Origin of the sequence: Microbacterium sp. oral taxon 186 str. F0373 (assembly GCF_000411455.1) — a bacterium.
In the GTDB taxonomy this organism is placed as follows: Bacteria; Actinomycetota; Actinomycetes; order Actinomycetales; family Microbacteriaceae; genus Microbacterium.
Map to the genome: position 1 here is coordinate 324,620 of NZ_KE150457.1, position 22,148 is coordinate 346,767.

The following is a 22,148-nucleotide window of genomic DNA, read 5'->3' on the forward strand; positions in this document are numbered from 1 at the left end:
CTACCTGGGTCGGATTTTCTGGCGGAAGGCGGACGAACGGAACTCGGGGCGAGCAGCGTGCCGCTGCTCGCCCCGAGTGCGTCCGCGTCAGATCAGGAGCCGGCGGGCGAGTTCTTCGACTCGACCTTGATGGTCCCCGCGACGATGTCGTCCTGAAGCTTCTTCAGGTCGTCGGTGAGACCGGCCGGCAGCTTCGACTCGAAGTCGTGGAAGCTGGAGAGCTTGACGCCCTCGTTCTTCAACGTGCCCACGTAGGGAGTCGGGTCGAACTCGCCCTTGGAAGCCGCGATCGTCGCGTCGTAGACGGCGACGTCGATCGCCTTCATGATCGACACCAGCGTGATCGAGGCGACGTTCGGGTCGGCGACGGCGAGGTCGCTGTCGACGCCGAGCATCAGGGTGTTCTTGCCGCTGTCGGCGATGGCCGCCGCCGCGCTCTTGTAGATGGGGCCACCGACGGGGAGGATGACATCGACGCCCTGGTCGAGAACGCCCTGCGCGGTCTGCTTGGCCGTGTCGTTGGCGTCGAAGGCCCCGGTGAACGAGCCCTTCTGCTCAGCGCTGTCCCACCCGACGACCTGAACGTTGGCGCTCTTGTCCTCGTTGTACTTCTTCACGCCCTGCTCGTAGCCGTCCATGAAGACTGCGACGGAGGGGATCTGCATGCCGCCGAAGGTGCCGACCTTGTTCACGCCGGCCTGCGCCGACCACGCCGCAGCCGCGTAGCCGCCCAGGTAGGCCGCCTCGGCGGTGTTGAAGACGAGGGGCTTGATGTTCGGGGCGTCCGTCTTGCCGTCGAAGTCGGTGTCGGCGTAGTCGTCGATGATCGCGAAGTTCAGCGTCGGGTTCGCCTTGGCGGCCGCGACCGTCGCGGCGGCGAGCTTGAAGCCGACCGAGATGATCAGGGTGCAGCCCTCGGAAATGGCGGTCGTCATGTTCGGCGCGTAGTCGTTGTCGTTGGTCGACTCGAACTCGACAGCCTTGATGCCGAGCTCGCCGACGGCCTTGTCCATGCCGTTCTTGGCGGACTCGTTGAACGACTTGTCGTCCCAACCGCCCGCGTCCGAGACGAGGCAGGGCTTGAAGCCGTCCACGACGGTGCCGCCGGCGGCGGCCGAGCCGGAGCCTGCGGGGGTCGGGGCCGAGCCGCAACCGGCCAGGGCGATGATGAGCCCCGCGGCAGCTGTGATGCCGGCGAGCTTCTTGGTGGTCGAGATGGTCAATGCAGCCTCCACATTGATAGACCCGCGGATTTCGCGGGCGCACGGATCGAAGTTACCTACTGTGACGTGGGATTTGCACGCTGCACACCCGGGTGCGGGCGAAAGGTTACAAAGACGCAATCAAGCCGACACGAACGCGGCATCCTGCCTCGCGCTGTGCGCTCAGAGGACGTCTCCGCGACCGGTGAGCTTCAGCGCGTCCACGACGCCCTTCACGCGCTGGGCGTGCTCGCTCGTGGTCACCAGGAGCGCGTCGGCGGTGTCCACGACGACGATGTCCTTCACCCCGATCAGACTGATCACGCGGTTGGTGTGGCTGACGACGATGCCGCTCGCGGCATCGGAGAGGATGCGCGCGTTCTCGCCCAGGATCGCGAGATCGTTCTTGCGCCCTCCGCTGTTCAGCTTGGCGAGGCTGGCGAAGTCACCCACGTCGTCCCAGTCGAAGTGACCCGGTACGACGGCCAGGCGCCCCTTCTCGGCGGCGGGTTCGGCGACGACGTAGTCGATCGCGATCTTGGGCAGCTTCGGCCAGATCCGGTCGACCGCGGGACCGCGGCGGTCGCGGTCGTCCCATGCCTCGGCGAGCTCGAGCAGCCCCGCGTGCAGCTCGGGGTTGTTCGCCTCGATCTCAGCCAGGAGCACATCGGCGCGCGAGATGAACATGCCCGCGTTCCAGAGGTAGTCACGATCGGCGAGGTACTGCTTCGCCGTCTCGAGGTCGGGCTTCTCGACGAAACGCTCGACCAGCGAGGCGTCCCGCGCGCCGTCGACGATGAGCTCGCCACCGCGTTTGATGTAGCCGAAACCGACCGCGGGCTCGGACGGCGAGATGCCGACGGTGCAGATGTAGCCCTCGCGCGCCACCTCCACCGCATCTCGGACGGCGAACTCGAACACCCGCGTGCCGCGGATCACGTGGTCGGCCGCGAACGATCCGATGATGACGTCGGGCTCGCGGCGATGCAGGATCGCGGCGGCCAGGCCGATCGCGGCCGCCGAGTCGCGCGGCTCGGATTCGAGGAACACGTTGCGGTCGGGGATGCCGGGAAGCTGCTCTTCCACGGCGGCCCGGTGGGCACGTCCCGTGACGACGGCGATGCGGTCCGGCCCGGACAGCGGCGCGAGGCGGTCCCAGGTGTCGCGCAGGAGGGAGTGCCCCGATCCGGTGAGGTCGTGAAGGAACTTGGGCGCGTCGGCGCGCGACAGCGGCCACAGGCGGCTGCCGACACCGCCGGCGGGAATCACGGCGTAGAAGTCGTCGATCGGATCGGCCATGCCGCCAGGGTACCGGGCCGCACGTGACGGACCGATTTCGTCAAGAAGGCCGTTTCGTTCCGAATCTCTCGATATCGAGAGAACTTAGGCTCGCCTTCGTCGCCCTGCTCTCGAACGCCAACTTAGGATATGACTGCGCCCGTGTGCGACGCCGAGGGTCCAGTGTCGTTGTGAACCCCGGGGCCGATGTCAGCCCCCGCCGTACCGAGGTGTCCGTTCACACCAAGGGAGGACGACCGTGTCTGCACCAGCACGCGTCACACCGTCGGTAGCTCAGACCACGTCCAAGACGCCGCGCGGAACGCTCTACCGCGGCAACGAGGGCATGTGGTCCTGGGTGCTGCACCGCATCACCGGCGTCGCCATCTTCTTCTTCCTGCTCGTGCACGTGCTCGACACGGCCCTGATCCGCCTCTCCCCCGAGGCGTACGACGCGGTCATCGGCACGTACAAGAACCCGATCATGGGCTTCGGCGAGGTCGCTCTGGTCGCGGCCATCGTCTACCACGCCTTCAACGGCCTGCGCATCATCGCGGTCGACCTGTGGCCGTGGGCGACCCGCCACCAGCGTCAGCTGTGGTGGGGCGTGCTGGGCCTGTGGGTCGTGACCGTGGGCGGATTCGCCGCACGCCACATCCCCATCGTGCTGTCCAAAATCGGAGGCGGTCACTGATGTCCACCCTCACCCCGAGCAACGACCAGACCATCCCCGCGCCCCGCGCCCCGCAGGTGCGCAAGAGGGGGGCCAACCTCGAGAAGATCGGCTGGATCTACATGCGCGCCTCCGGCGTGCTGTTGGTCGTGCTGATCTTCGGGCACCTTTTCGTGAACCTGATGCTCGGCGAGGGCATCCACGGCATCGACTTCGCCTTCGTCGCCGGCAAGTTCGCGAGCCCGTTCTGGCAGGTCTGGGACGTGCTGATGCTCTGGCTCGCCCTCATCCACGGCGCGAACGGCATGCGCACGATCGTCAACGACTATGTCGTCGGCGCGACCACCCGCAAGGTGCTCGTGTGGGCCCTGTGGATCGCCGCAGGCTTCCTGATCGTGCTCGGCACCCTCGTCGTCTTCACCTTCGACCCGTGCCTGGGCGTGGAGAACTCGACGACGGACTGGCTCATCCAGATGTGCGCCGCGCACTGAGCGCGCGCACCACGACGCTCATGACGACGCAGAAGACAAGGCATCCCTGACGTGACTACCCAGCAGCATCCCGAAGCCGTACTCAAGGACGGCGTCTACTACCACGAGTTCGACATCGTCATCGTGGGCGCCGGCGGCGCCGGTATGCGCGCCGCGATCGAGGCGGGCCCGGGCGCCCGCACCGCCGTGATCACGAAGCTCTACCCGACCCGGTCGCACACCGGGGCGGCGCAGGGAGGCATGGCGGCGGCGCTCGCGAACGTCGAAGAGGACTCCTGGGAGTGGCACACCTTCGACACTGTCAAGGGCGGCGACTACCTCGTCGACCAGGATGCCGCGGAGATCCTCGCCCGCGAGGCCATCGACGCCGTCATCGACCTCGAGAACATGGGTCTGCCCTTCAACCGCACCCCCGAGGGCAAGATCGACCAGCGCCGCTTCGGAGGCCACACCGCCGACCACGGCAAGACGCCCGTGCGTCGTGCGTGCTACGCCGCCGACCGCACTGGTCACATGATCCTGCAGACGCTGTTCCAGAACTGCGTGAAGCTGGGCATCAACTTCTTCAACGAGTACTACGCGCTCGACCTCATCACGGTGAAGGATGCCGACGGCAACACCCAGGTCGCGGGCGTCGTCGCCTACGAGCTGGCGACCGGCGACCTGCACGTCTTCCACTCCAAGGCCGTCATCTTCGCCACCGGCGGCTTCGGCAAGATCTACAAGACCACCTCGAACGCCCACACCCTCACGGGCGACGGCGTCGGCATCGTGTGGCGCAAGGGCCTGCCCCTCGAAGACATCGAGTTCTTCCAGTTCCACCCGACCGGTCTCGCGGGCCTCGGCATCCTGCTCACCGAGGGCGCCCGCGGCGAGGGCGCGATCCTGCGCAACGCCTCGGGCGAGCGGTTCATGGAGCGCTACGCGCCGACCATCAAGGACCTCGCCCCGCGCGACATCGTCGCCCGCTGCATGGTCAAGGAGGTCCTCGAGGGTCGCGGCGCCGGTCCCCACAAGGACTACGTGTACCTGGACTGCACCCACCTCGGTGCAGAGGTGCTGGAGACCAAGCTCCCCGACATCACCGAGTTCGCCCGCACCTACCTGGGCGTCGACCCGGTCACCGAGCCGGTGCCGGTCATGCCGACCGCCCACTACGCGATGGGCGGCATCCCGACCAACAACAACGGCGAGGTGCTGCAGAACAACGACACCGTCGTCCCCGGCCTGTACGCCGCCGGCGAGTGCGCGTGCGTCTCCGTCCACGGCGCCAACCGCCTCGGCACCAACTCGCTGCTGGACATCAACGTCTTCGGAAAGCGCAGCGGCCGAAACGCGGTCGAGTACGTCCAGACGGCCGACTTCGTCCCGCTGCCGGAAGATCCCGCCAAGGAGGTCCGCGAGATGCTCGAGGGCCTGCGTAACAACACGGGCACCGAGCGCATCGCCGTGCTCCGCAAGAAGCTGCAGGAGGAGATGGACGCGAACGCCCAGGTCTTCCGCACCGAGGAGACCCTGACCAACGTCATGGGCACGATCCACGACCTGCGCCAGCGCTTCAAGAACGTGCACATCGACGACAAGGGCAAGCGCTTCAACACCGACCTGCTCGAAGCGGTCGAGCTCGGCTTCCTGCTCGACCTCGCCGAGATCGTCGCCTACGCGGCCCGCAACCGTCGCGAGAGCCGCGGTGGCCACATGCGCGAGGACTACCCCGACCGCAACGACGAGCAGTACATGCAGCACACGATGGCCTACCTCACCGGCGACCCGCACTCGCCCGACCCCGAGGACCACATCAAGCTGGACTGGAAGCCGGTCGTCTTCACCAAGAACGACAAGGGCGAGTTGAACTACCCCCCGATGGAGAGGAAGTACTGATGTCGACCGCCATCGTCGAGCAGGATGTCGTCGCCGAGACGACCGGTGAGGCCCCGATCCAGTCGTACCTCGTCACCTTCATCATCCGCCGTTTCGACCCGGAGACCGACAGCGAGCCGCGCTGGGTCGACTACGACGTCGAGATGTACCCGACCGACCGCGTGCTCGACGCGCTGCACAAGATCAAGTGGGAGGTCGACGGCTCGCTCACCTTCCGCCGTTCGTGCGCCCACGGCATCTGCGGCTCCGACGCGATGCGCATCAACGGCCGCAACCGCCTCGCCTGCAAGACGCTGATCAAGGACCTCGACATCTCGAAGCCGATCTACGTGGAGGCCATCAAGGGCCTGCCTCTGGAGAAGGACCTCGTCGTCGACATGGAGCCCTTCTTCGCGTCGTACCGCGAGGTGCAGCCCTTCCTCATCGCGAACAGCAAGCCGGAGGCCGGCAAGGAGCGCATCCAGTCGATCGTCGACCGCGAGATCTTCGACGACACCACGAAGTGCATCCTCTGCGCCGCGTGCACCTCGTCGTGCCCCGTCTTCTGGACCGACGGCCAGTACTTCGGACCGGCCGCGATCGTCAACGCGCACCGCTTCATCTTCGACTCGCGCGACGACGCCGCCACGACGCGCCTGGACATCCTCAACGACAAGGAGGGCGTGTGGCGCTGCCGCACGACCTTCAACTGCACCGAGGCGTGCCCCCGCGGCATCGAGGTGACCAAGGCCATCGCCGAGGTCAAGCAGGCCGTCATGCGCGGCGGTCGCTGAGCCGTCGTCGGAGAACCGCGGATGCCGTCGCCCGCAGCCCTTCTCCGGCGGCATCGGCATGCTCGATCGCTAGTCTGAACGGGTGACGGACTCCTCAGACCGCGCGGATGCCGCGTGGCGCGCACGCTGGGAGCAATCGACCCTGCGGGAGCGCCTGGACGAGCCGATCGAGCGCGCGACGCAGATCACGCGCACGACGCTGGGCTGGTTCCCCATCCGCGTGTGGCGTCATTTCCTGCGCGCCAACGGATTCCTGCTCGCCGCGGCGATCAGCTACCAGTCGTTGTTCGCGATCTTCGCCGTCATCTATTTCGGCTTCGCGATCGTCGGCATCTGGCTCGGTGGGAGCGCGCAGGCCATCGCCGGCCTGATCCGCATCCTCAACCTGTACATCCCCGGCCTCATCGGCCGCGAGGATGGCCAGGGGCTCGTGAGCGAGGCCGATGTCGCCCAGATCGCCCAGGAGTCGGCGAGCGTGCTCGCCGTCACGGGTGCCGTGGCGTTCATCGCGGCGCTGTGGACGGCGATCGGCTTCGTCACGTTCACGCGGCGGGCCGTCCGCGACATCTTCGGGTTGCCGTTCGACACCCGCAGCTACGTGCTGTTGAAGGCTCGCGACTTCTTCGCGGCCACGCTGTTCGGGCTGGCGCTGGTGGCCGGCGCGGTGCTGGCGAGCGTCGCCGCCGGCGCGATCGAGCTGCTGTTCCAGCTGTTCCAGTGGCCGGACTACTCGGACTGGGTGTGGGTGACGGGGCGCATCGCCTCGGGTGCGGTCGCCTTCGCGATCAACACGGCTGCCATCGGAGCACTCATCCGCTTCCTCACCGGCACGTCGCTGCGCTGGAGACTGATCCTCCCCGGCGCCGCCCTCGGCGGAGCCGCGATGGTGGTGCTCCAGTACGGCGCGGGCATTCTCCTCTCCTACTCACCCTCCAACCCGCTGCTCGCGACCTTCTCGGTCTTCGTCGGGTTCCTGCTCTGGTTTCGCCTGGTCGGCATCGTGATCCTCGTCGCGGCGTCGTGGGTCGCCCTCACCGCGCAGGACGCGGACGTGCCCATCGAGCGGTTGACGGCGGACGAGCAGCGCCGTCGCGAGCACACCGCGTTGCTGACCGCTGCGCGCGTACGCGTACGCGACGCCCATCTCGCCCACGCCGAAGCGCCCTGGTGGGGGCGTTGGCAGGCGACCCATGAACTCCGGCGGGCGGAGGACGATCTCGCACGGGTGGAAGCCGACACTCCCCCACCCCCGCGCGGCTTCCTCGACTGACGACCGCATTCGGTGTCGGCGCCGCTCGTTAGGGTTGACGGGTGCCACAAAACCTCCGCGTCGCCTCCGTCAACGTCAACGGCATCCGTGCCGCCGCACGCAAGGGCATGCTCCCCTGGCTCGAGACGGCCGACGTCGACGTCCTGACCCTGCAGGAGGTCCGCGGCGAAGCGGTGCACCTCGCCGATGCGCTCCCCGGGTGGCATGTCGTGAACGACGAGGCGCTGGCCAAGGGCCGCGCCGGAGTCGCGATCGCGGCGCGCGAACCCATCGAGATCTGGCGCGTGGCGCTGGGAGACGGCACGCTCGACTCCCGCGGCCGCTGGGTCGAAGCCGATATCGAGGTCGCCGGCGAGAAAGTGACCATCGTCAGCGCGTACGTCCACACCGGCGAAGCCGATACCGACAAGCAGGTGGCCAAGTACGCCTTCCTCGACGCGATGGAGGCCCGGATGCCGATGCTCGGCGAGCTCGCCCTCATCACCGGTGACCTCAACGTGGGGCACCGCGAGCTCGACATCCGCAACTGGCGGGGCAACGTCAAGAAGGCGGGTTTCCTGCCGCGCGAGCGCGCGTACTTCGACCGCTTCACCGGGCCCGAAGGCGAAGCGGTCGCCTGCACGGACGGCAGCACCGGCACGGGTCTCGGCTGGGTCGACGTGGGACGCCGGTGGGCCGGCGAGGTCGACGGTCCTTACTCGTGGTGGTCGAACCGCGGCAAGGCGTTCGACACCGATACGGGCTGGCGCATCGACTACCACCTCGCCTCGTCTGCACTCGCCGAACGCGTGGTGGACTATCGCGTGGTGCGCGCGCCCTCCTGGGACACGCGGTGGAGCGATCACGCCCCCGTGGTCGCCGACTACGCGTTCTGAGATCACGAGTGAGGTGCCGCCCGAAATCGGACGGCACCTCACTCGCACGAGACTCCGGCTATCGGCGCCTCACCAGGAGAAGGGGACGACCAGCGTCGCCCACGCCAGCGCCGGCCCGACCAGCACGATCACTGCGGAGTAGCGCAGAATGCGCTGGTAGAAGGCCGACGGATCAACCTTTTGCGCGTTGGCGAGGATGAGGGCGCCATTCGTCGAGAACGGCGAGACGTCGACGACCTTGGCCGCGATCGCGACCGCCGAGATCGCCATGCCCGCCGCCACCGTTCCGCTCTGCAACAACGGCAACAGCATCGGGATGGAGATCGCGATCACCGCCGTGGACGAAGCGAAGGCCGAGACCACACCGGCCATGACGCAGAGCACCAACACTCCGATCAGGGGCGAGCCAAGGCTCCCGATGCCGGCCGCAACCCACTCGATGGCCCCGGCCTCCTCGACGATGCTGATGTAGGTGATCATCCCGGCGACGAGGAGGATGGTCGACCAGCTGATGCCCTCCACCGCGGCGCTCAGGTGACGCTTGTCGATGAAGCTCAGGAGGGTGCCCGCCGCCAGCGCCAGAATGCCGATGTCGAGGTGGAACACCATCGCTCCGACGGCCAGCGACAGCAGCGCGACCAGCGTTGCCCGCTGGGGCCACGTCACGATGAGCCGAGTCGTCGGCAGGGTACGGGTGATGGTCAGTGTCGGCTCGGGTCGGATGGCGGTCACGGTGATGCCGCCGGTCGCCGGAACGCGAGGTCCGGGCAGGTGTGAGCCGCCGCCGGTCACGGGCGCGCCTGTGTCTCCGTCTTCTGCGATCCCCGCCGCGTCGACCGCCGCGCGAGCACCGGCAATCCGGCTCTTGTAGTGGAAGAACAACTGCGTGAGGATCGCGATCAGCGTCGAGAAGACGAACGCCGTGGCGAACAGCACGCTCGGCGAGAAGCCGGGAACATCACCGGCCATGCCGCTGACCAGCAGGCCGAGCACCGAGATCGGCGAGAGCGATCCGGCGAGAGCGCCGTAGACGACGGTCATGCCGACCGGGAGCGGGTCCATGTCGTGCTTGGCAGCGAACCCGAGCGCGATGGGCGCGACGAGAGCGACCGCTGCAGGCGGAAAGGTTCCCATCGCCGTCAGCAGCGCGCTCACCAAGAACAGCACCCAGGGCACGAGAGCGGTGCGCCCGCGGACCACGCGCACCCCGGCATCCACGATGAGCTCGACGGTGCCGTTGAGCTTGGCCACCGCGAACAAGTAGGTCACGCCCACGATCGTCAGGAAGAGGTCGGCCGGAAAGCCGGCGAGGATGCTCTTGTCGTCGAGGCCCAGCACGAAAGTGCCGACGAGGAACGACCCGATGAAGCCGAGGATGCCGATGTTGACCGGCCGCAGGGTCGCGATGATCACCATGGCGAACAGCGCGAGGATAGAAATGAGTTGTGGGGACATCGTTGTCTCTTATCTGCTGGGGACGACTCACGGCCGCGGCTGAGAGTCGTCCGTGTTCATCATCGGACGGCGAGCTCTCGGGGTACAGCCCCTCGGCTGAACGACGTGAGCTCCTCGAGGGGAAGAGGCAGGACGGCATCGGCCAGACGTCGCGCCGTACGCGCGACGGCGACGGCAGGTCGCCCCTGCCATGACCCCACCCGTGTGGTCAGCACTCCGGAGGGAGTGCGCATGCGCACTGCGGACGACGACGGGTCGCCGGTCAGCTCGTGCACGAGGGTGCCCGCGGTCGTCGCGGCAAGCGACAGACCGACGCTGCCCGTGATGGCCAGTGCCGGGTGCGCGGCCCCCATCGACATCATGACCACGCCGAAGTCGTGGTCGTCGTCTGTCGCCTCGGACACGAGAGCGAACTTCGGGACGGCGCGAGCCGCGGCATCCGGTGTACGGGCCAGTCCCATGCGCACCGCGCCCTCGCGGCGGAGGATCTCGATGCGGGCGCGCAGCGTCTCGCTGGCGTCGATGTCGGCAGGCGAGACGTCGGCGTCAAGGCCTAGGTCGGACGCCCGGACGATGACGAGCGGCGCCCCGGCGTCGATGAGCGTCACCGGCGTGCCGTCGAGGTCGTCCGTGGTCGAAGCGGTGGGAAAGAGTCGGCCGGTGGAGCGGCCGGCGGGATCGACGAACCACAGCACCACCTCCAATCCCGGGAACGGGACGCCCGAGATGCGCGCGTCACCGGTCTCGACGACGCGACCGTCGGGCGTCGGAACCTCCGCGACGATGAGTTGTCCGGTGTTCGTGTTGTGGATCCGCACGCGAGTCACCTCGCCTTTCGGGCGGAGCCATCCCTTGTGCAGCGCGTACGGAGCGACCGCCGCGGAGCAGTTCCCGCAGTTGCTGGACCAATCCACCACCCCGTCGGCGACACCGATCTGGGCGAAGGAGTAGTCGATGTCGGCATCGGCGCGCGCGCTGGGCGCGACGATCACTGCCTTGCTCGTCGTGGAGGTACCGCCGCCGACACCGTCGATCTGGCGGGAGTCGGGGCTGCCGTACAACCGGCGCAGCACGTCGTCGAGATGGATGCCGGGAACGTCGACGTCATCGCGTGCGAAGACCCAGCACTTGCTGGTTCCGCCCCTCATGAGCGTGGCCGGAATGTCGTACACGGGTGCCTCCTGCGATCGGTGGAGACCATCGTCCGTCGCGAGACATGTTCACTTCCATCTCATCTTGCTTCACCTTCGTGAAGCTTTGCTTCATAGAGAAGAGTGCCGGAACGACGGATTTCCGCGCTCTCAGTGCCAAGGATTGCAAGCTCTGCGGAGACAGTGGCATGAAGTTTTGCTTCATCAGCATTCAGAAAATGCCCCTGTGCCTGTACGCTCAGAGCCGGAGGTGCGCATGCTCGATGTCCGACGACTCGCCGTCCTGGTGGCCATCGTGGACTGCGGGTCCGTGACGGCCGCGGCCGCCGAATTGGGCTACTCTCCCTCGGCTGTCTCCCAGCAGCTGCAGCGCCTGGAGCGAGAGACCGGGCACCCGCTCGTACGCCGACAGCCGCGCGGCATCGTGCCCACCGAAGCGGGCGCGCTCCTCGCCTCCCACGGCCGCTACGTGCTGCGTCGGCTGCGCGCCGCCGAGGCGGAGCTCGACGAGCTTGCGGGCCTTCGGCGCGGGCGCATCGCGATCGGCACCTTCCCCACCGTCGGCAGCACGCTGGTGCCGCTCGCCGTCCAGAGGTTCCGCCATGACTATCCCGACGTGCGCCTGGACGTGCACAGCGCGCGATACGACGAACTCGTCGCCCTGCTCCAGGAGGGCGCCATCGGACTGTCACTGCTGTGGGATTACGAGTGGAACCGCATCGACGATCCGGAACTGACGCTCACGCCGCTGATGGAGGATCCGACCGTTCTCGTCGTCGCGCAGGACCACCGCCTCGGCCGGACGCGCCATACGACGATGGCCGGCCTCGAGCACGAGGACTGGGTCGTCCGCAAGCGCGACCACCCCGTCGCCGAGGTGCTCGAGCGCAGCACGCGCGCGGCGGGCTTCACCCCGTCGATCGCGTTCGAGGCCAACGACTACCAGGAGGCGCTTGCGATGGTGAGTGTCGGGCTCGGGATCGCCCTCATGCCGCGCACCGCGGTCACCACGGCGCGCCCGGACGTACGCGTCGTCAGCCTCGGGCAGCAGGCGCCGTCGCGGCGCATCGTGCTCGCCCACCGCGCTGACCGCATCCGCCCACCGGGCGAGCGTGCGATGCACCAGATCCTGGTCGATCTGGCGCATGGGCAGACCTTCCAGCCGTGAGAGGGCGCGGCATCCGTTCTCTAGACTTGAACAATGACCAGGCCCCGCCTCTACTCCGGAATGCAGCCCTCCGCCGACTCCCTCCAGATCGGCAACTACATCGGGGCTCTGCTGCAGTGGCGCGACCTGCAGGAGGAGTATCAGGCCTTCTTCTCCGTCGTCGATCTGCACGCCCTGACCCAGCCCAACGATCCGGCGGAGCTGCGCGAGAAGACCCGGCGGACGGCGGCGCAGTACATCGCCGCCGGCATCGAACCCTCGAAGTCGACGCTGTACGTGCAGTCGCACGTGCGCGCCCACGCCGAGCTCGCCTGGGTGCTCTCGACCATCACCGGGTTCGGTGAGGCGAACCGTATGACGCAGTTCAAGGACAAGTCCGCACGGTACGGCGCCGACCAGACGAACGTCGGCCTGTTCACCTACCCGGTGCTGATGGCGGCCGACATCCTGCTCTACCAGACCGATATCGTCCCGGTCGGCGACGACCAGAAGCAGCATGTCGAACTCACGCGTGACCTCGCAGAGCGGTTCAACTCCCGCTACGGCCAGACGTTCCGCATGCCGATGCCGGTGATCCAGCAGGACACGGCGCGCATCTACGACCTGCAGAATCCGACCGCCAAGATGAGCAAGTCGGCCGAGTCGGATGCCGGTGTGCTGTGGATGCTGGATGACCCGGCCGTGTCGGCGAAGAAGATCATGCGTGCCGTCACCGACAGCGAGGGCGTGGTCCGCTACGACAAGGAGAACAAGCCCGGCGTCTCCAACCTGCTGGTGATCTATGCGGCCCTCACCGGACGCCAGATCCCTTCGATCGAGGACGAGTACGCGGGTCGCGGCTACGGCGACTTCAAGAAGGGGCTCGCAGAGGTGGTCGTGAACGAGTTCGGGCCCGTCCGTGCGCGGGCACTCGAGCTGCTCGATGATCCCGCCGAACTCGACCGCGTGCTCGCCGCCAACGCCGACCGAGCCGCCGAGGTCGCGGATGCGACCCTCGCCGACGTGTACGCGAAGGTCGGACTCCTCCGCCGCGGCTGACAAGCGTCGCGGGTTGCGGTTGCCGCGGGGCTTGCTGTCGGTTCCGTACTCAGTCTGCACGGTGGTCGAGCTTTCCGAGACTGCGATGTCCCGCGCACGTCACGCTCGCAACAATCGTCGCAGACTGAATATGGCGACCCGGGCTGCACCGTCCACGCCGCGATCCCGTCCAGCCCGCATCTCACGACGCTCCTGCGCGTCCGACGCCGCCGGTGTTCCGTATTCAGTCTCTGATGGATCCGCCGGGCGTTGGCCCCGGCGGATGTCTGCGAGATGCGAGAGTGCGACGAGGCGGCAGACTGAGTACCGACCGCCCGGCGAGGCCGCCCCGCACACCCGAACGGCCGGAGCGACTGAGGGCGCCGCGCGGTGGAAGAGGTCAGCCGCGACGATTGGCGAAGATCAGACCGCGCAGCGCACTGGCGACGTCCTCGAACCGGTACAGGATGTCCTCCGCTGTCAGCCTGAGAACGGTGAATCCGAGCGCCGCGAGCGCGCGGTCGCGTTGGTAGTCGATACGCTGCTGATTCCAGTCGCTGTGGAACTGCTTGCTGTCGCACTCGATGATCAGCCATCCGTTCACCAGGAGATCCACACGACGAACGCCGTCGATGCTGACCTGCAGATCGACGTCACAGCCCCACCGGCGAAGCGGGAGCCGCACGAGTGTCTCCGTTCCCGCTTCCGCACGGCTGTCGATGAAGGGCCGGATAGCCCTGAAACGCGCCGGGACCGCGCCGAAGACCTGGTCGAGCTGATCGACCGCGAGTATGCCGAGGTGGATGGCACTATCCAACGTCGCCACCGCGAACCGCGCCTCCTGACAGCGGATCGCGTGCGACAGAGCATCCACGATGTCGACCGCACCCGATGTCGGCGGTTCGGTCAAAGCGTGCCAGTGCAGGACCAGGTCGCGGCGCTGCGCCGCCGGGCCCAAGGCACCGCCCCCGACGATCGGGCGCATACGGCTGTCGCCGCGCTCCATGTGGACGTGAAGTCTGGTCGAGTCGGCAACGAACACGCCACACTCGGACAAGAGCGAGAGACAGCCCAGCCGACCCCCGACGTGCGCGGCTTTGCGCAGCGCCTCCGGCGCGTCTCCGCGGACGTAGTGTCCCTTCCTTGCGCGGACGAGCTGACCGCTGTCGAGGCTCGCTCGGATCGCGCGACTCGTCATCCCTGTCGCGCGCAACTCGGCCCGCGTCCACACATCGAACATCGCGCCAGCCTTGTCATCGCACGGTCGGAAAGCAGCCGCCCCTGACAATCAGTGGACAGTCCGCGGCGGGCAGCAGATGGGGAGGATGTCTGCGCGTTCTGGCGGTGACGGATGCCGCAATAGGGGTGTTCCGTATTCAGTCCCCGCCGCCGGATCGCACTCGAGCGACCGCAAAAAATCGCGGCGCGTGCGGAGGTGACATCCCTCCGAGACTGAATACGGATCGCGAGAGCCGTCGTCGGAGTCGGCACGAGCCCCTGCGGGCGCGGGCCGTCCTCGTACCCGTATACGCCCGGGCCGGCGGGACCGCGCGCGCGGGCGGATAGGCTCGCGGCATGCAACCGGTGACCCTGCGGACGGCGCGACTCGAGCTCTCGCTGCCGACCGAGAACGACGTCGACGCGATCTACGCCGCCTGCCAGGACGAGCTGATCCAACGCTTCACGACGGTTCCGTCGCCGTATGAGCGCACGCACGCCGAGGGGTTCGTCGCCAAGGTCGCGGGCTGGTGGGATGCCGGGACGGAGGCGACCTGGGCGGTGCGCCACGAGGGCGCGCTGGCGGGGATGATGGGCTTGCACCGCCTCAACCAGGGGTCCGGTGAGCTGGGGTACTGGATGACGCCCGCCGTCCGCGGTCAGGGGCTGGTTTCGGAGGCCGCGCGCTGCGTGATCGACTGGGGGTTTTCTCCCGACGGGCTCGGATTGCGGCGGATCGAGTGGCGCGCCGTGGTCGACAATCCCGCGTCGCACCGCGTCGCCCAGCGACTCGGCTTCCGCTACGAGGGCCGCGTGCGGGCGGCCCTCGTCAACGGTGCCGGTGTGCGCGCCGACGGCCTCATCGCGGGGCTGCTCGCCGAGGATGAGCGCACCCCGCAGGTGTGGCTCCCTGCCGACTGAGCCCTGATGCGGTGTCGGTACGCAGTGGCAGGATGAGGCCATGCCCGAGATGCCGGAGGTGCAAGGTCTCGTCGATTTCCTGGGTGAGCGCGCGACGGGCCGGACGATCACGAAAGTGACCGTCGCCCACATCGCGGCGCTGAAGACCTACGACCCGCCGATCGACGCACTCGTCGGTGGTCGCCTCAGCCACGCCCGCCGCTCGGGCAAGTTCGTCGACCTGGCGACGGATGCCGGCATCCATCTCGTCTTCCACCTCGCCAAGGCCGGCTGGCTGCGCTGGTACGAGACGGTGCCCGACACGGTGATCCGACCGGGCAAGACGCCGATCGCCCTGCGCGTGCGCCTCGACGACGGCGGCGGGTTCGATCTGACCGAGGCCGGCACCAAGAAATCGCTCGCCGTCTACGTCGCCCGCGACCCACAGGATGTCCCCGGCATCGCCCGCCTCGGCCCCGACCCGCTCGCGGAGGAGTTCACGCGGGATGTGCTCGCCGGCCTTCTGGCCGGTCGGCGCACCCAGATCAAGGGCGTGCTGCGCGACCAGTCGATCGTCGCCGGCATCGGCAACGCGTACTCTGACGAGATCCTGCACGCCGCGCGCATGTCGCCCTACGCCCTGGCGGCCGGTCTTGCCGACCACGAGGTCGACAGGCTCTACGACGCGATGCGCACGACCCTGACGGATGCCGTCGCCACCGCGTCCGGCAAGCCGCCCGCCGATCTGAAGGACGCGAAGCGCCGTGGCATGGCGGTGCACGGCCGGCGCGGCGAGGCATGCCCGGTGTGCGGCGACGAGGTGCGCAGCGTCTTCTTCGCAGACAACTCGCTGGAATACTGCCCCACCTGTCAGACGGGCGGAAAGCTACTCGCCGACCGGCGACTGTCGCGGCTGCTGAAGTAGCGCAGCGCCCCTCGCGACCGACATGGAATGAAAACGTCGGCGGGGCGTTGAGTAGGATCAAGTGCAAGAAACGTGCTCCGGGGTCGGTGTGAATCCGAACCGGCGGTGACAGTCCGCGAGCCCCTCTCACGAGGGGTTGATCCGGTGGAATTCCGGGACCGACGGTGATGCGTGACGGTTCGACAGAACCCGATCGCTAGTCCGGATGGGAGGCAGCACGGACGTGGTCGCGCGCACGCGGCGGCGTCTGCGGTGTCGGCCGTGCCCCGGAGCCTCACAGGAGGACGACGGATGGCCGCGACAGACCGCGACGACACGGCGATCGACCGTGCGATGCAGCGCGCCCTCGAGATCGCTCGACGGGGGCCGCGCGGCATCAACCCGCAGGTCGGCGCCGTGCTGCTCTCCTCCGACGGCGAGGTGCTCGCCGAAGGGTGGCACCGGGGAGCCGGCACGGCTCACGCCGAAGTCGACGCGCTGACGAACCTCGCCGCCGCGGCGGGAGCGGATGCCGCGCGCGGCGCGACCGCCGTCGTCACCCTCGAACCGTGCAACCACACCGGCCGCACCGGTCCCTGCAGCGAAGCGCTCATCGCCGCCGGCATCGCGCGCGTGGTGTTCGCCGTCACCGATCCCGGCGAGGCCTCTTCGGGCGGCGCCGCACGTCTGCGCGAGGCCGGGGTCGACGTGATCGGCGGCTGGCGCGCCGACGAGGGTGGCGCGCTCTTGGCCTCCTGGCTGGAGGTGCAGCGGCTCGGCCGCCCCCACGTCACCGTGAAGTGGGCGCAGTCGCTCGACGGCCGCGGCGCCGCCGCCGACGGCACCAGCCAGTGGATCACCGGTCCGGCAGCCCGCACCGATGTGCATCGCCGCCGCAGCCTCGCCGACGCGATCGTGGTCGGCACCGGCACGCTGCTGGCCGACGATCCCGCCCTCACCGCACGCCGCCCCGACGGCTCGCTCTATGACGAGCAGCCGCGGCCGGTGGTCGTCGGGACCCGAGCCGTGCCGCAGGAAGCCGCCGTGCGCCGGCATCCGCGCCCGTTCATGCAGGACGAGGGCGAGGATCTGCCCGACCTTCTGGAGCGCCTCCGCGAGCTCGGCGCACACCGCGTCTTCGTCGAGGGGGGACCGACTCTCGCATCGTCCTTCCTCCGCCAGCAGCTCGCCGACGAGGTGCTCGTGTACGTCGCTCCCACCCTGCTCGGGGGGCCTCGCCTGGCCCTCGGCGATATCGGCGTCACCTCGATCGGCGACCAGCGGCGACTGCGCGCGGCATCCGTGGAACATCTCGGCGACGACCTGCTCATCGTCGGCCGGTTCGACGGCACGGCCTGCTCACACACCTCCACCACGAAGGAAGAGAACTGATGTTCACCGGAATCATCGAAGAGCGCGGCGAGATCGTCGCCGTCGAGCCGTCGGGTGACGGTGTGCGGATGACCGTCCGTGCGCCGCTGGCCGTTTCCGACGCGCACCACGGCGACTCGATCTCGGTCAGCGGCGTCTGCTTGACCGTCGTCGACCAGGGCGAGGACTGGTTCACCGCCGACGTGATGCGCCAGAGCCTGGATATGGCGACCCTCGGCGCATTCGGCCCCGGCACCCGCGTCAACCTCGAGCGCGCCATGGCCGCACACGGCCGCCTGGGCGGACACATCGTTCAGGGACACGTCGACGGCACCGGCACCGTACGGGAGGTGCGCCCCGGTGCCGAGTGGCGGGTCATCCGCATCTCGCTGCCCGCAGAGCTCGCCCCCCTCGTTGTCGACAAGGGATCGATCGCGGTCGACGGGGTCTCCCTCACCGTCTCGAACGCGTCGGATGCCGCGGCGCCCGACGCGTGGTTCGAAGTGTCACTGATCCCCGAAACCCTCGAGGCGACGACCCTCGGCGACCGCGTTGCCGGCGACCGCGTCAACCTCGAGACCGACATCCTGGCGCGCCACGTGCAGCGCCTGCTCGCCTTCGCCCCCACCGTTTCCGATTCCGCCGACTCCATCACCGAAGGAGGCTCACGATGAGCCTTGCCACCATCCCCGAGGCCCTCGAAGCGCTGCGCGCCGGACGTCCCGTCATCGTCGCCGACGATGAGAACCGCGAGAACGAGGGTGACATCATCCTGTCGGCCCAGCTCGCCACGCCCGAGTGGCTCGCCTGGACGATCCGCTGGTCCAGCGGCTTCATCTGCGCGCCCATGCCCGCCGAGTGGGCCGACCGCCTCGACCTGCCGCCGATGGTCGCGGTGAACGAGGACGCTCGCGGCACCGCGTATACGGTGAGCGTGGATGCCGCCGACCGCGTCTCGACCGGCATCAGCGCGACCGACCGCTCGCACACCCTCAATGTGCTCGCCGACCCGGCATCCGTGCCGTCGTCGGTGATCCGGCCGGGTCACATCCTGCCGCTGCGCGCGGTGGACGGTGGCGTGCGCGAGCGTGCGGGTCACACCGAGGCCGGCGTCGAGCTGATGCGTCTCGCGGGTCTGCAGCCTGTCGCGGCGATCGGCGAGGTCGTCGCCGAGGACGGGTCGATGATGCGCCTGCCGGGCCTGATGGAGATGGGCGCGCGCGAGGGCGTTGCGGTGATCACGATCGAACAGCTCATCTCCTACCTCGACGAGGTCGAACCGGTCGCCGCGCCCGCTGCACAGGCGGCGGCGCAGAAGCGCCGTGTGAGCCTGCGTGCCGAGGCGACCGTTCCCACCTCGCACGGAACGTTCCGCTTTCTGGCGTACAAGGACCGCGTCACCGGCACCGACCACATTGCGGTCGTCTCGGGTGACCTCACCGAGGAGGCCCCGCTCGTGCGCGTGCATTCCGAGTGCCTCACCGGTGAAGCCTTCGGCTCCCAGAAGTGCGAGTGCGGCCCGCAGCTGGATGCCGCGCTGGAGCGCATCGACAAGGACGGCGGCGTCGTCATCTACATGCGCGGCCACGAGGGACGCGGCATCGGGCTCATCAACAAGCTGCGCGCCTACAGCCTGCAGGAGCGGGGCCTCGACACCGTCGATGCGAACCTCGCGCTGGGCCTGCCCGCCGACGCCCGCGACTACGCGGCAGCCGGCGGCATCCTCGCGGATCTGGGTGTGGACAGCATCCGGCTGCTGACCAACAACTCCGACAAGGTGAAGCAGCTGCGCGAGCTCGGACTCGATATCGTCGAGCAGGTGCCGCTGCTCGTCGGCGTCGGCGCCAACAACCATCAGTACCTGGCCACCAAGCGCGATCGCATGGGCCACATCATCAGCGCGGCAGAGCTCGACGCGGCTCTCGCCCACAGCACGGAGGAGCACGCATGAGCGGCCACGGAGCCCCCCAGACCGTCCCGATCGACGCGACCGGACTGCGGGTCGTCGTCATCGCCGGCCTCTGGCACGACGTCATCACCGACGGCCTGATCGCCGGCGCGGAGCGGGTGCTCGCGGCATCCGGGGCCGAGTGGAGCCTGGAGCGCGTTCCCGGCTCGTTCGAGCTGCCGGTCGCGGCGAAGGCGGCCCTGGATGCCGGGGCGGACGCCGTCGTCGCACTCGGTGTCATCATCCGCGGGGGCACCCCGCACTTCGAGTTCGTCTCGTCGGCGGCCACCGACGGGTTGACGCGCGTCGCGCTCGACACGGGCAAGCCGGTCGGCTTCGGGGTGCTGACGCTGGACGACGAGCAGCAGGGCATCGACCGGGCGGGCCTTCCCGGCTCGAAGGAGGACAAGGGCGCCGAGGCGGCGGATGCCGCGCTGCGCACCGCGCTGCTGCTGCAGCGCCTTCGCGGCTGACGCCGCGCCGACCAGAAGCCGCGTTTCGACTCGCTGCGCTCGCTCGACGGCCGGGGGGCGCGGAGGCGTGCACTATCAGTTAGGCTGAAGGCATGGAGATCCTGCGTCACGCCGTCGTCCTCGTCCACCTCACCGGATTCGCCATCCTCTTCGGGGCCTGGGTCGTCGAGGCGGTGGGACAGCGGCGCGTCACCCGCCTGATGACGTGGGGCATGCTCGTCGCCGCCGTCGCCGGCCTCGCCCTGGCCGCGCCGTGGGGCATCGACTACCCGCTCAACTACACGAAGCTGGGCGTCAAGCTCGTCGTGCTGCTCGCGATCGGCGCTCTGCTGGGCATCGGCACCGCACGCCAGCGCAAGACCGGATCCGTGCCGCCGGCCATGTTCTGGCTGGTCGGCATCCTGACCTTCCTCAACGCCGCCCTCGCCGTCCTCTGGCGCTGACCGCGTCGACGCCGGCCGGTTCCCGCTGCACGAACGAGACGCGCCACGCGGCGTAGACTCTTTAGCCGTGCGCCGGGAACCTGCCGGCGCCCCGGTGACCTCATTGTCGCGGCGCCCGCTGCACACACCCCTGCCCCGGACGCCCACCACCGGTGCGTCCCACGAGGACCTGCGATCTCTCATCGATAGGTAGCCTCTGCGCATGTCCACCGCCACCGCGGCCCCCGCCGCGCCCGTCAACTCCCGCGCTCGCGTGATCACCGCGAGCCTCGTCGGCACGACGATCGAGTTCTACGACTTCTACGTCTACGCGACCGCCGCCGTTCTGGTATTCCCGGCGCTGTTCTTCCCGACCGGCGACGACACGACGGCTCTTCTGTCGTCGTTCGCCGTGTTCGGCGCGGCGATGATCGCCCGACCCATCGGCGCCGTCGTGTTCGGCCACTTCGGCGACCGCTTCGGCCGCAAGGCCACCCTTGTCGCATCGCTGCTCACGATGGGCATCGCGACCTTCCTCATCGGATGCCTGCCCACCTACGGCAACATCGGGTGGTGGGCTGCGCTGCTGCTGCTCGTGCTGCGCCTGTTCCAGGGCTTCGCGCTCGGTGGCGAGTGGTCGGGCGCCGCGCTCGTCGCAACCGAGAACGCCCCCCAGGGAAAGCGCGCCTGGTACGGCACGTTCCCCCAGCTGGGCGCACCCATCGGCTTCATCATCGCCAACGCGCTCTTCCTCGTGATCAACTTCGCCCTCCCCCACCCCGACGGGCCGACCCAGCGCTCCGAGGCGTTCCTCGCCTGGGGCTGGCGCGTGCCCTTCCTCTTCTCGGCCGTGATGGTGATCATCGGCCTGTGGGTACGCCTCAAGCTCGTCGAGTCCGAGACGTTCACGACCGCAGAGAAGAAGGGCGCGATCCGCCGCTTCCCCCTGGGTGAGGTCGTCCGCGGACACTGGAAGAACCTTATCCTCGGCACGTTCATCATGCTGGCCACCTACGTGCTCTTCTACCTGATGACGAGCTTCACCCTCGCCTACGGCACGAAGGCGACGGATGCGCCGGTCGCCGGCCTCGGCTTCGGCTACACCGACTTCGTCATCATGCAGATCATCGGCGTGGTGTTCTTCGGGGTGTTCACCCTGCTGTCGGGCCCCATCGCCGACGCGGTCGGCCGCCGCAAGCTCCTCATCTGGGTCACGGCGTTGATCGGCGTGCTCGGCCTCACGTTCAACGTCTTCCTGCTTCCGGCCGTCGATCCGAAGTTCACGGGTGCGCTGGTACAGGCCTTCCTCGTGTTCGGCTTCATGCTGATGGGAGCCACCTTCGGCCCCATGGGCGCCGTGCTGCCGGAGCTCTTCCCGACGAACGTCCGCTACACCGGCTCGGCGATCGCCTACAACGTCTCGTCGATCCTCGGCGCCGCCGTCGCACCGTCGATCGCACTGGGGCTGTGGGCCGCCGCCGGCGGAGAGCCCTGGCTCGTGGGCCTCTACCTGTCGGGCTCGGCGGTACTCACCCTCATCGCGCTGATCCTGTCTCGCGAGACCAAGGACGTCGACTACGAGACGAACATCGGGCTCGGCGAGACCGGCTCACTCTGACGACTCACGCACGAACGGCGGATGCCGCGACCCGCACGGGCCGCGGCATCCGCCGTTCTG

General features: G+C 68.6%; 21 protein-coding genes and 1 riboswitch. Of the genes, 16 read left to right on the plus strand and 5 right to left on the minus strand.

The genetic code is table 11. From position 1 onward, the window contains the following. Nucleotides 1-92 precede the first annotated feature (92 nt). Entirely contained in the window at nucleotides 93-1,223 is a 1,131-nt protein-coding gene (locus HMPREF1529_RS01490; RefSeq protein ID WP_016463412.1) for a BMP family lipoprotein, read from the minus strand. A gap of 162 nt (nucleotides 1,224-1,385) precedes the next feature. Continuing rightward, the gene (locus HMPREF1529_RS01495; RefSeq protein WP_016463413.1) at nucleotides 1,386-2,501 is read right to left on the minus strand and encodes a mannose-1-phosphate guanylyltransferase; all 1,116 of its coding nucleotides are present in this window, start codon (nucleotides 2,499-2,501) and stop codon (nucleotides 1,386-1,388) included. Between the two features lie 238 nt (nucleotides 2,502-2,739). On the opposite strand from HMPREF1529_RS01495, the gene sdhC reads away from it, so the two are divergent. The 6 genes from sdhC to HMPREF1529_RS01525 all read left to right on the plus strand — a co-directional run bounded on the left by sdhC (nucleotide 2,740) and on the right by HMPREF1529_RS01525 (nucleotide 8,443). Then, nucleotides 2,740-3,174 carry a succinate dehydrogenase, cytochrome b556 subunit gene (sdhC, locus tag HMPREF1529_RS01500; RefSeq protein WP_016463414.1) on the plus strand — a complete coding sequence of 145 codons (435 nt, stop codon included), beginning with the start codon at nucleotides 2,740-2,742 and terminating at the stop codon, nucleotides 3,172-3,174. Next, entirely contained in the window at nucleotides 3,174-3,644 is a 471-nt protein-coding gene (locus HMPREF1529_RS01505) for a succinate dehydrogenase hydrophobic membrane anchor subunit (protein ID WP_016463415.1), read from the plus strand. The genes sdhC and HMPREF1529_RS01505 overlap by 1 nt, the downstream gene beginning before the upstream one ends. Nucleotides 3,645-3,695: 51 nt before the next feature. Then, nucleotides 3,696-5,525, plus strand: coding sequence for a succinate dehydrogenase flavoprotein subunit (sdhA, locus tag HMPREF1529_RS01510; protein ID WP_016463416.1), 1,830 nt, complete (start codon nucleotides 3,696-3,698; stop codon nucleotides 5,523-5,525). Beyond that, nucleotides 5,525-6,298: a succinate dehydrogenase iron-sulfur subunit gene (locus HMPREF1529_RS01515; RefSeq protein ID WP_005048113.1), complete on the plus strand. Its 774-nt coding sequence runs from the start codon at nucleotides 5,525-5,527 to the stop codon at nucleotides 6,296-6,298. The genes sdhA and HMPREF1529_RS01515 overlap by 1 nt, the downstream gene beginning before the upstream one ends. Before the next feature lie 82 nt (nucleotides 6,299-6,380). Next, nucleotides 6,381-7,568 (plus strand): YihY/virulence factor BrkB family protein, encoded by a 1,188-nt coding sequence (locus HMPREF1529_RS01520; protein ID WP_016463417.1) that lies wholly within the window; start codon nucleotides 6,381-6,383, stop codon nucleotides 7,566-7,568. A 41-nt stretch (nucleotides 7,569-7,609) separates the two neighbouring features. Beyond that, nucleotides 7,610-8,443 (plus strand): exodeoxyribonuclease III, encoded by an 834-nt coding sequence (locus HMPREF1529_RS01525; protein ID WP_016463418.1) that lies wholly within the window; start codon nucleotides 7,610-7,612, stop codon nucleotides 8,441-8,443. A 69-nt stretch (nucleotides 8,444-8,512) separates the two neighbouring features. Here HMPREF1529_RS01525 and HMPREF1529_RS01530 read toward each other — a convergent pair whose 3' ends face one another. Both HMPREF1529_RS01530 and HMPREF1529_RS01535 read right to left on the minus strand, forming a co-directional pair. Next, the gene (locus HMPREF1529_RS01530; protein WP_016463419.1) at nucleotides 8,513-9,898 is read right to left on the minus strand and encodes an SLC13 family permease; all 1,386 of its coding nucleotides are present in this window, start codon (nucleotides 9,896-9,898) and stop codon (nucleotides 8,513-8,515) included. Between the two features lie 59 nt (nucleotides 9,899-9,957). Then, the gene (locus HMPREF1529_RS01535) at nucleotides 9,958-11,070 is read right to left on the minus strand and encodes a PrpF domain-containing protein (RefSeq protein ID WP_016463420.1); all 1,113 of its coding nucleotides are present in this window, start codon (nucleotides 11,068-11,070) and stop codon (nucleotides 9,958-9,960) included. 235 nt (nucleotides 11,071-11,305) lie between these two features. Here HMPREF1529_RS01535 and HMPREF1529_RS01540 point away from each other — a divergent pair, with 235 nt between their 5' ends. Further along, nucleotides 11,306-12,217, plus strand: coding sequence for a LysR family transcriptional regulator (locus tag HMPREF1529_RS01540; protein ID WP_016463421.1), 912 nt, complete (start codon nucleotides 11,306-11,308; stop codon nucleotides 12,215-12,217). A 33-nt stretch (nucleotides 12,218-12,250) separates the two neighbouring features. Then, nucleotides 12,251-13,255 carry a tryptophan--tRNA ligase gene (trpS, locus tag HMPREF1529_RS01545; RefSeq protein ID WP_005048100.1) on the plus strand — a complete coding sequence of 335 codons (1,005 nt, stop codon included), beginning with the start codon at nucleotides 12,251-12,253 and terminating at the stop codon, nucleotides 13,253-13,255. Between the two features lie 379 nt (nucleotides 13,256-13,634). Here the strand turns inward: trpS and HMPREF1529_RS01550 are convergent, their stop codons facing one another. Then, the gene (locus tag HMPREF1529_RS01550) at nucleotides 13,635-14,240 is read right to left on the minus strand and encodes an endonuclease domain-containing protein (protein WP_232212028.1); all 606 of its coding nucleotides are present in this window, start codon (nucleotides 14,238-14,240) and stop codon (nucleotides 13,635-13,637) included. A 569-nt stretch (nucleotides 14,241-14,809) separates the two neighbouring features. Between HMPREF1529_RS01550 and HMPREF1529_RS01555 the strand changes: the two genes are divergently transcribed. The 8 genes from HMPREF1529_RS01555 (at nucleotide 14,810) to HMPREF1529_RS01590 (ending at nucleotide 22,088) form a co-directional block, all read left to right on the plus strand. Continuing rightward, a complete protein-coding gene (locus HMPREF1529_RS01555) occupies nucleotides 14,810-15,373 on the plus strand; it encodes a GNAT family N-acetyltransferase (protein WP_016463423.1) in 564 nt (187 codons plus the stop codon). A gap of 40 nt (nucleotides 15,374-15,413) precedes the next feature. Further along, nucleotides 15,414-16,277, plus strand: coding sequence for an Fpg/Nei family DNA glycosylase (locus tag HMPREF1529_RS01560; protein ID WP_016463424.1), 864 nt, complete (start codon nucleotides 15,414-15,416; stop codon nucleotides 16,275-16,277). 69 nt (nucleotides 16,278-16,346) lie between these two features. After that, nucleotides 16,347-16,499: riboswitch (FMN riboswitch) on the plus strand. A 69-nt stretch (nucleotides 16,500-16,568) separates the two neighbouring features. Next, nucleotides 16,569-17,648 carry a bifunctional diaminohydroxyphosphoribosylaminopyrimidine deaminase/5-amino-6-(5-phosphoribosylamino)uracil reductase RibD gene (gene ribD / locus HMPREF1529_RS01565; RefSeq protein WP_016463425.1) on the plus strand — a complete coding sequence of 360 codons (1,080 nt, stop codon included), beginning with the start codon at nucleotides 16,569-16,571 and terminating at the stop codon, nucleotides 17,646-17,648. Beyond that, nucleotides 17,648-18,301, plus strand: coding sequence for a riboflavin synthase (locus HMPREF1529_RS01570; RefSeq protein WP_016463426.1), 654 nt, complete (start codon nucleotides 17,648-17,650; stop codon nucleotides 18,299-18,301). The genes ribD and HMPREF1529_RS01570 overlap by 1 nt, the downstream gene beginning before the upstream one ends. Then, nucleotides 18,298-19,578 carry a bifunctional 3,4-dihydroxy-2-butanone-4-phosphate synthase/GTP cyclohydrolase II gene (locus HMPREF1529_RS01575; protein ID WP_016463427.1) on the plus strand — a complete coding sequence of 427 codons (1,281 nt, stop codon included), beginning with the start codon at nucleotides 18,298-18,300 and terminating at the stop codon, nucleotides 19,576-19,578. Before HMPREF1529_RS01570 ends, HMPREF1529_RS01575 begins: the two co-directional genes overlap by 4 nt. Then, nucleotides 19,575-20,048, plus strand: a complete 474-nt coding sequence (gene ribH, locus HMPREF1529_RS01580; protein WP_016463428.1) for a 6,7-dimethyl-8-ribityllumazine synthase — start codon at nucleotides 19,575-19,577, stop codon at nucleotides 20,046-20,048. Before HMPREF1529_RS01575 ends, ribH begins: the two co-directional genes overlap by 4 nt. A gap of 92 nt (nucleotides 20,049-20,140) precedes the next feature. Then, on the plus strand, nucleotides 20,141-20,491 hold the full coding sequence (locus HMPREF1529_RS01585; protein ID WP_005048079.1) for a hypothetical protein: 351 nt from the start codon (nucleotides 20,141-20,143) through the stop codon (nucleotides 20,489-20,491). 202 nt (nucleotides 20,492-20,693) lie between these two features. Beyond that, on the plus strand, nucleotides 20,694-22,088 hold the full coding sequence (locus HMPREF1529_RS01590; RefSeq protein WP_016463429.1) for an MFS transporter: 1,395 nt from the start codon (nucleotides 20,694-20,696) through the stop codon (nucleotides 22,086-22,088). Nucleotides 22,089-22,148 lie beyond the last annotated feature (60 nt).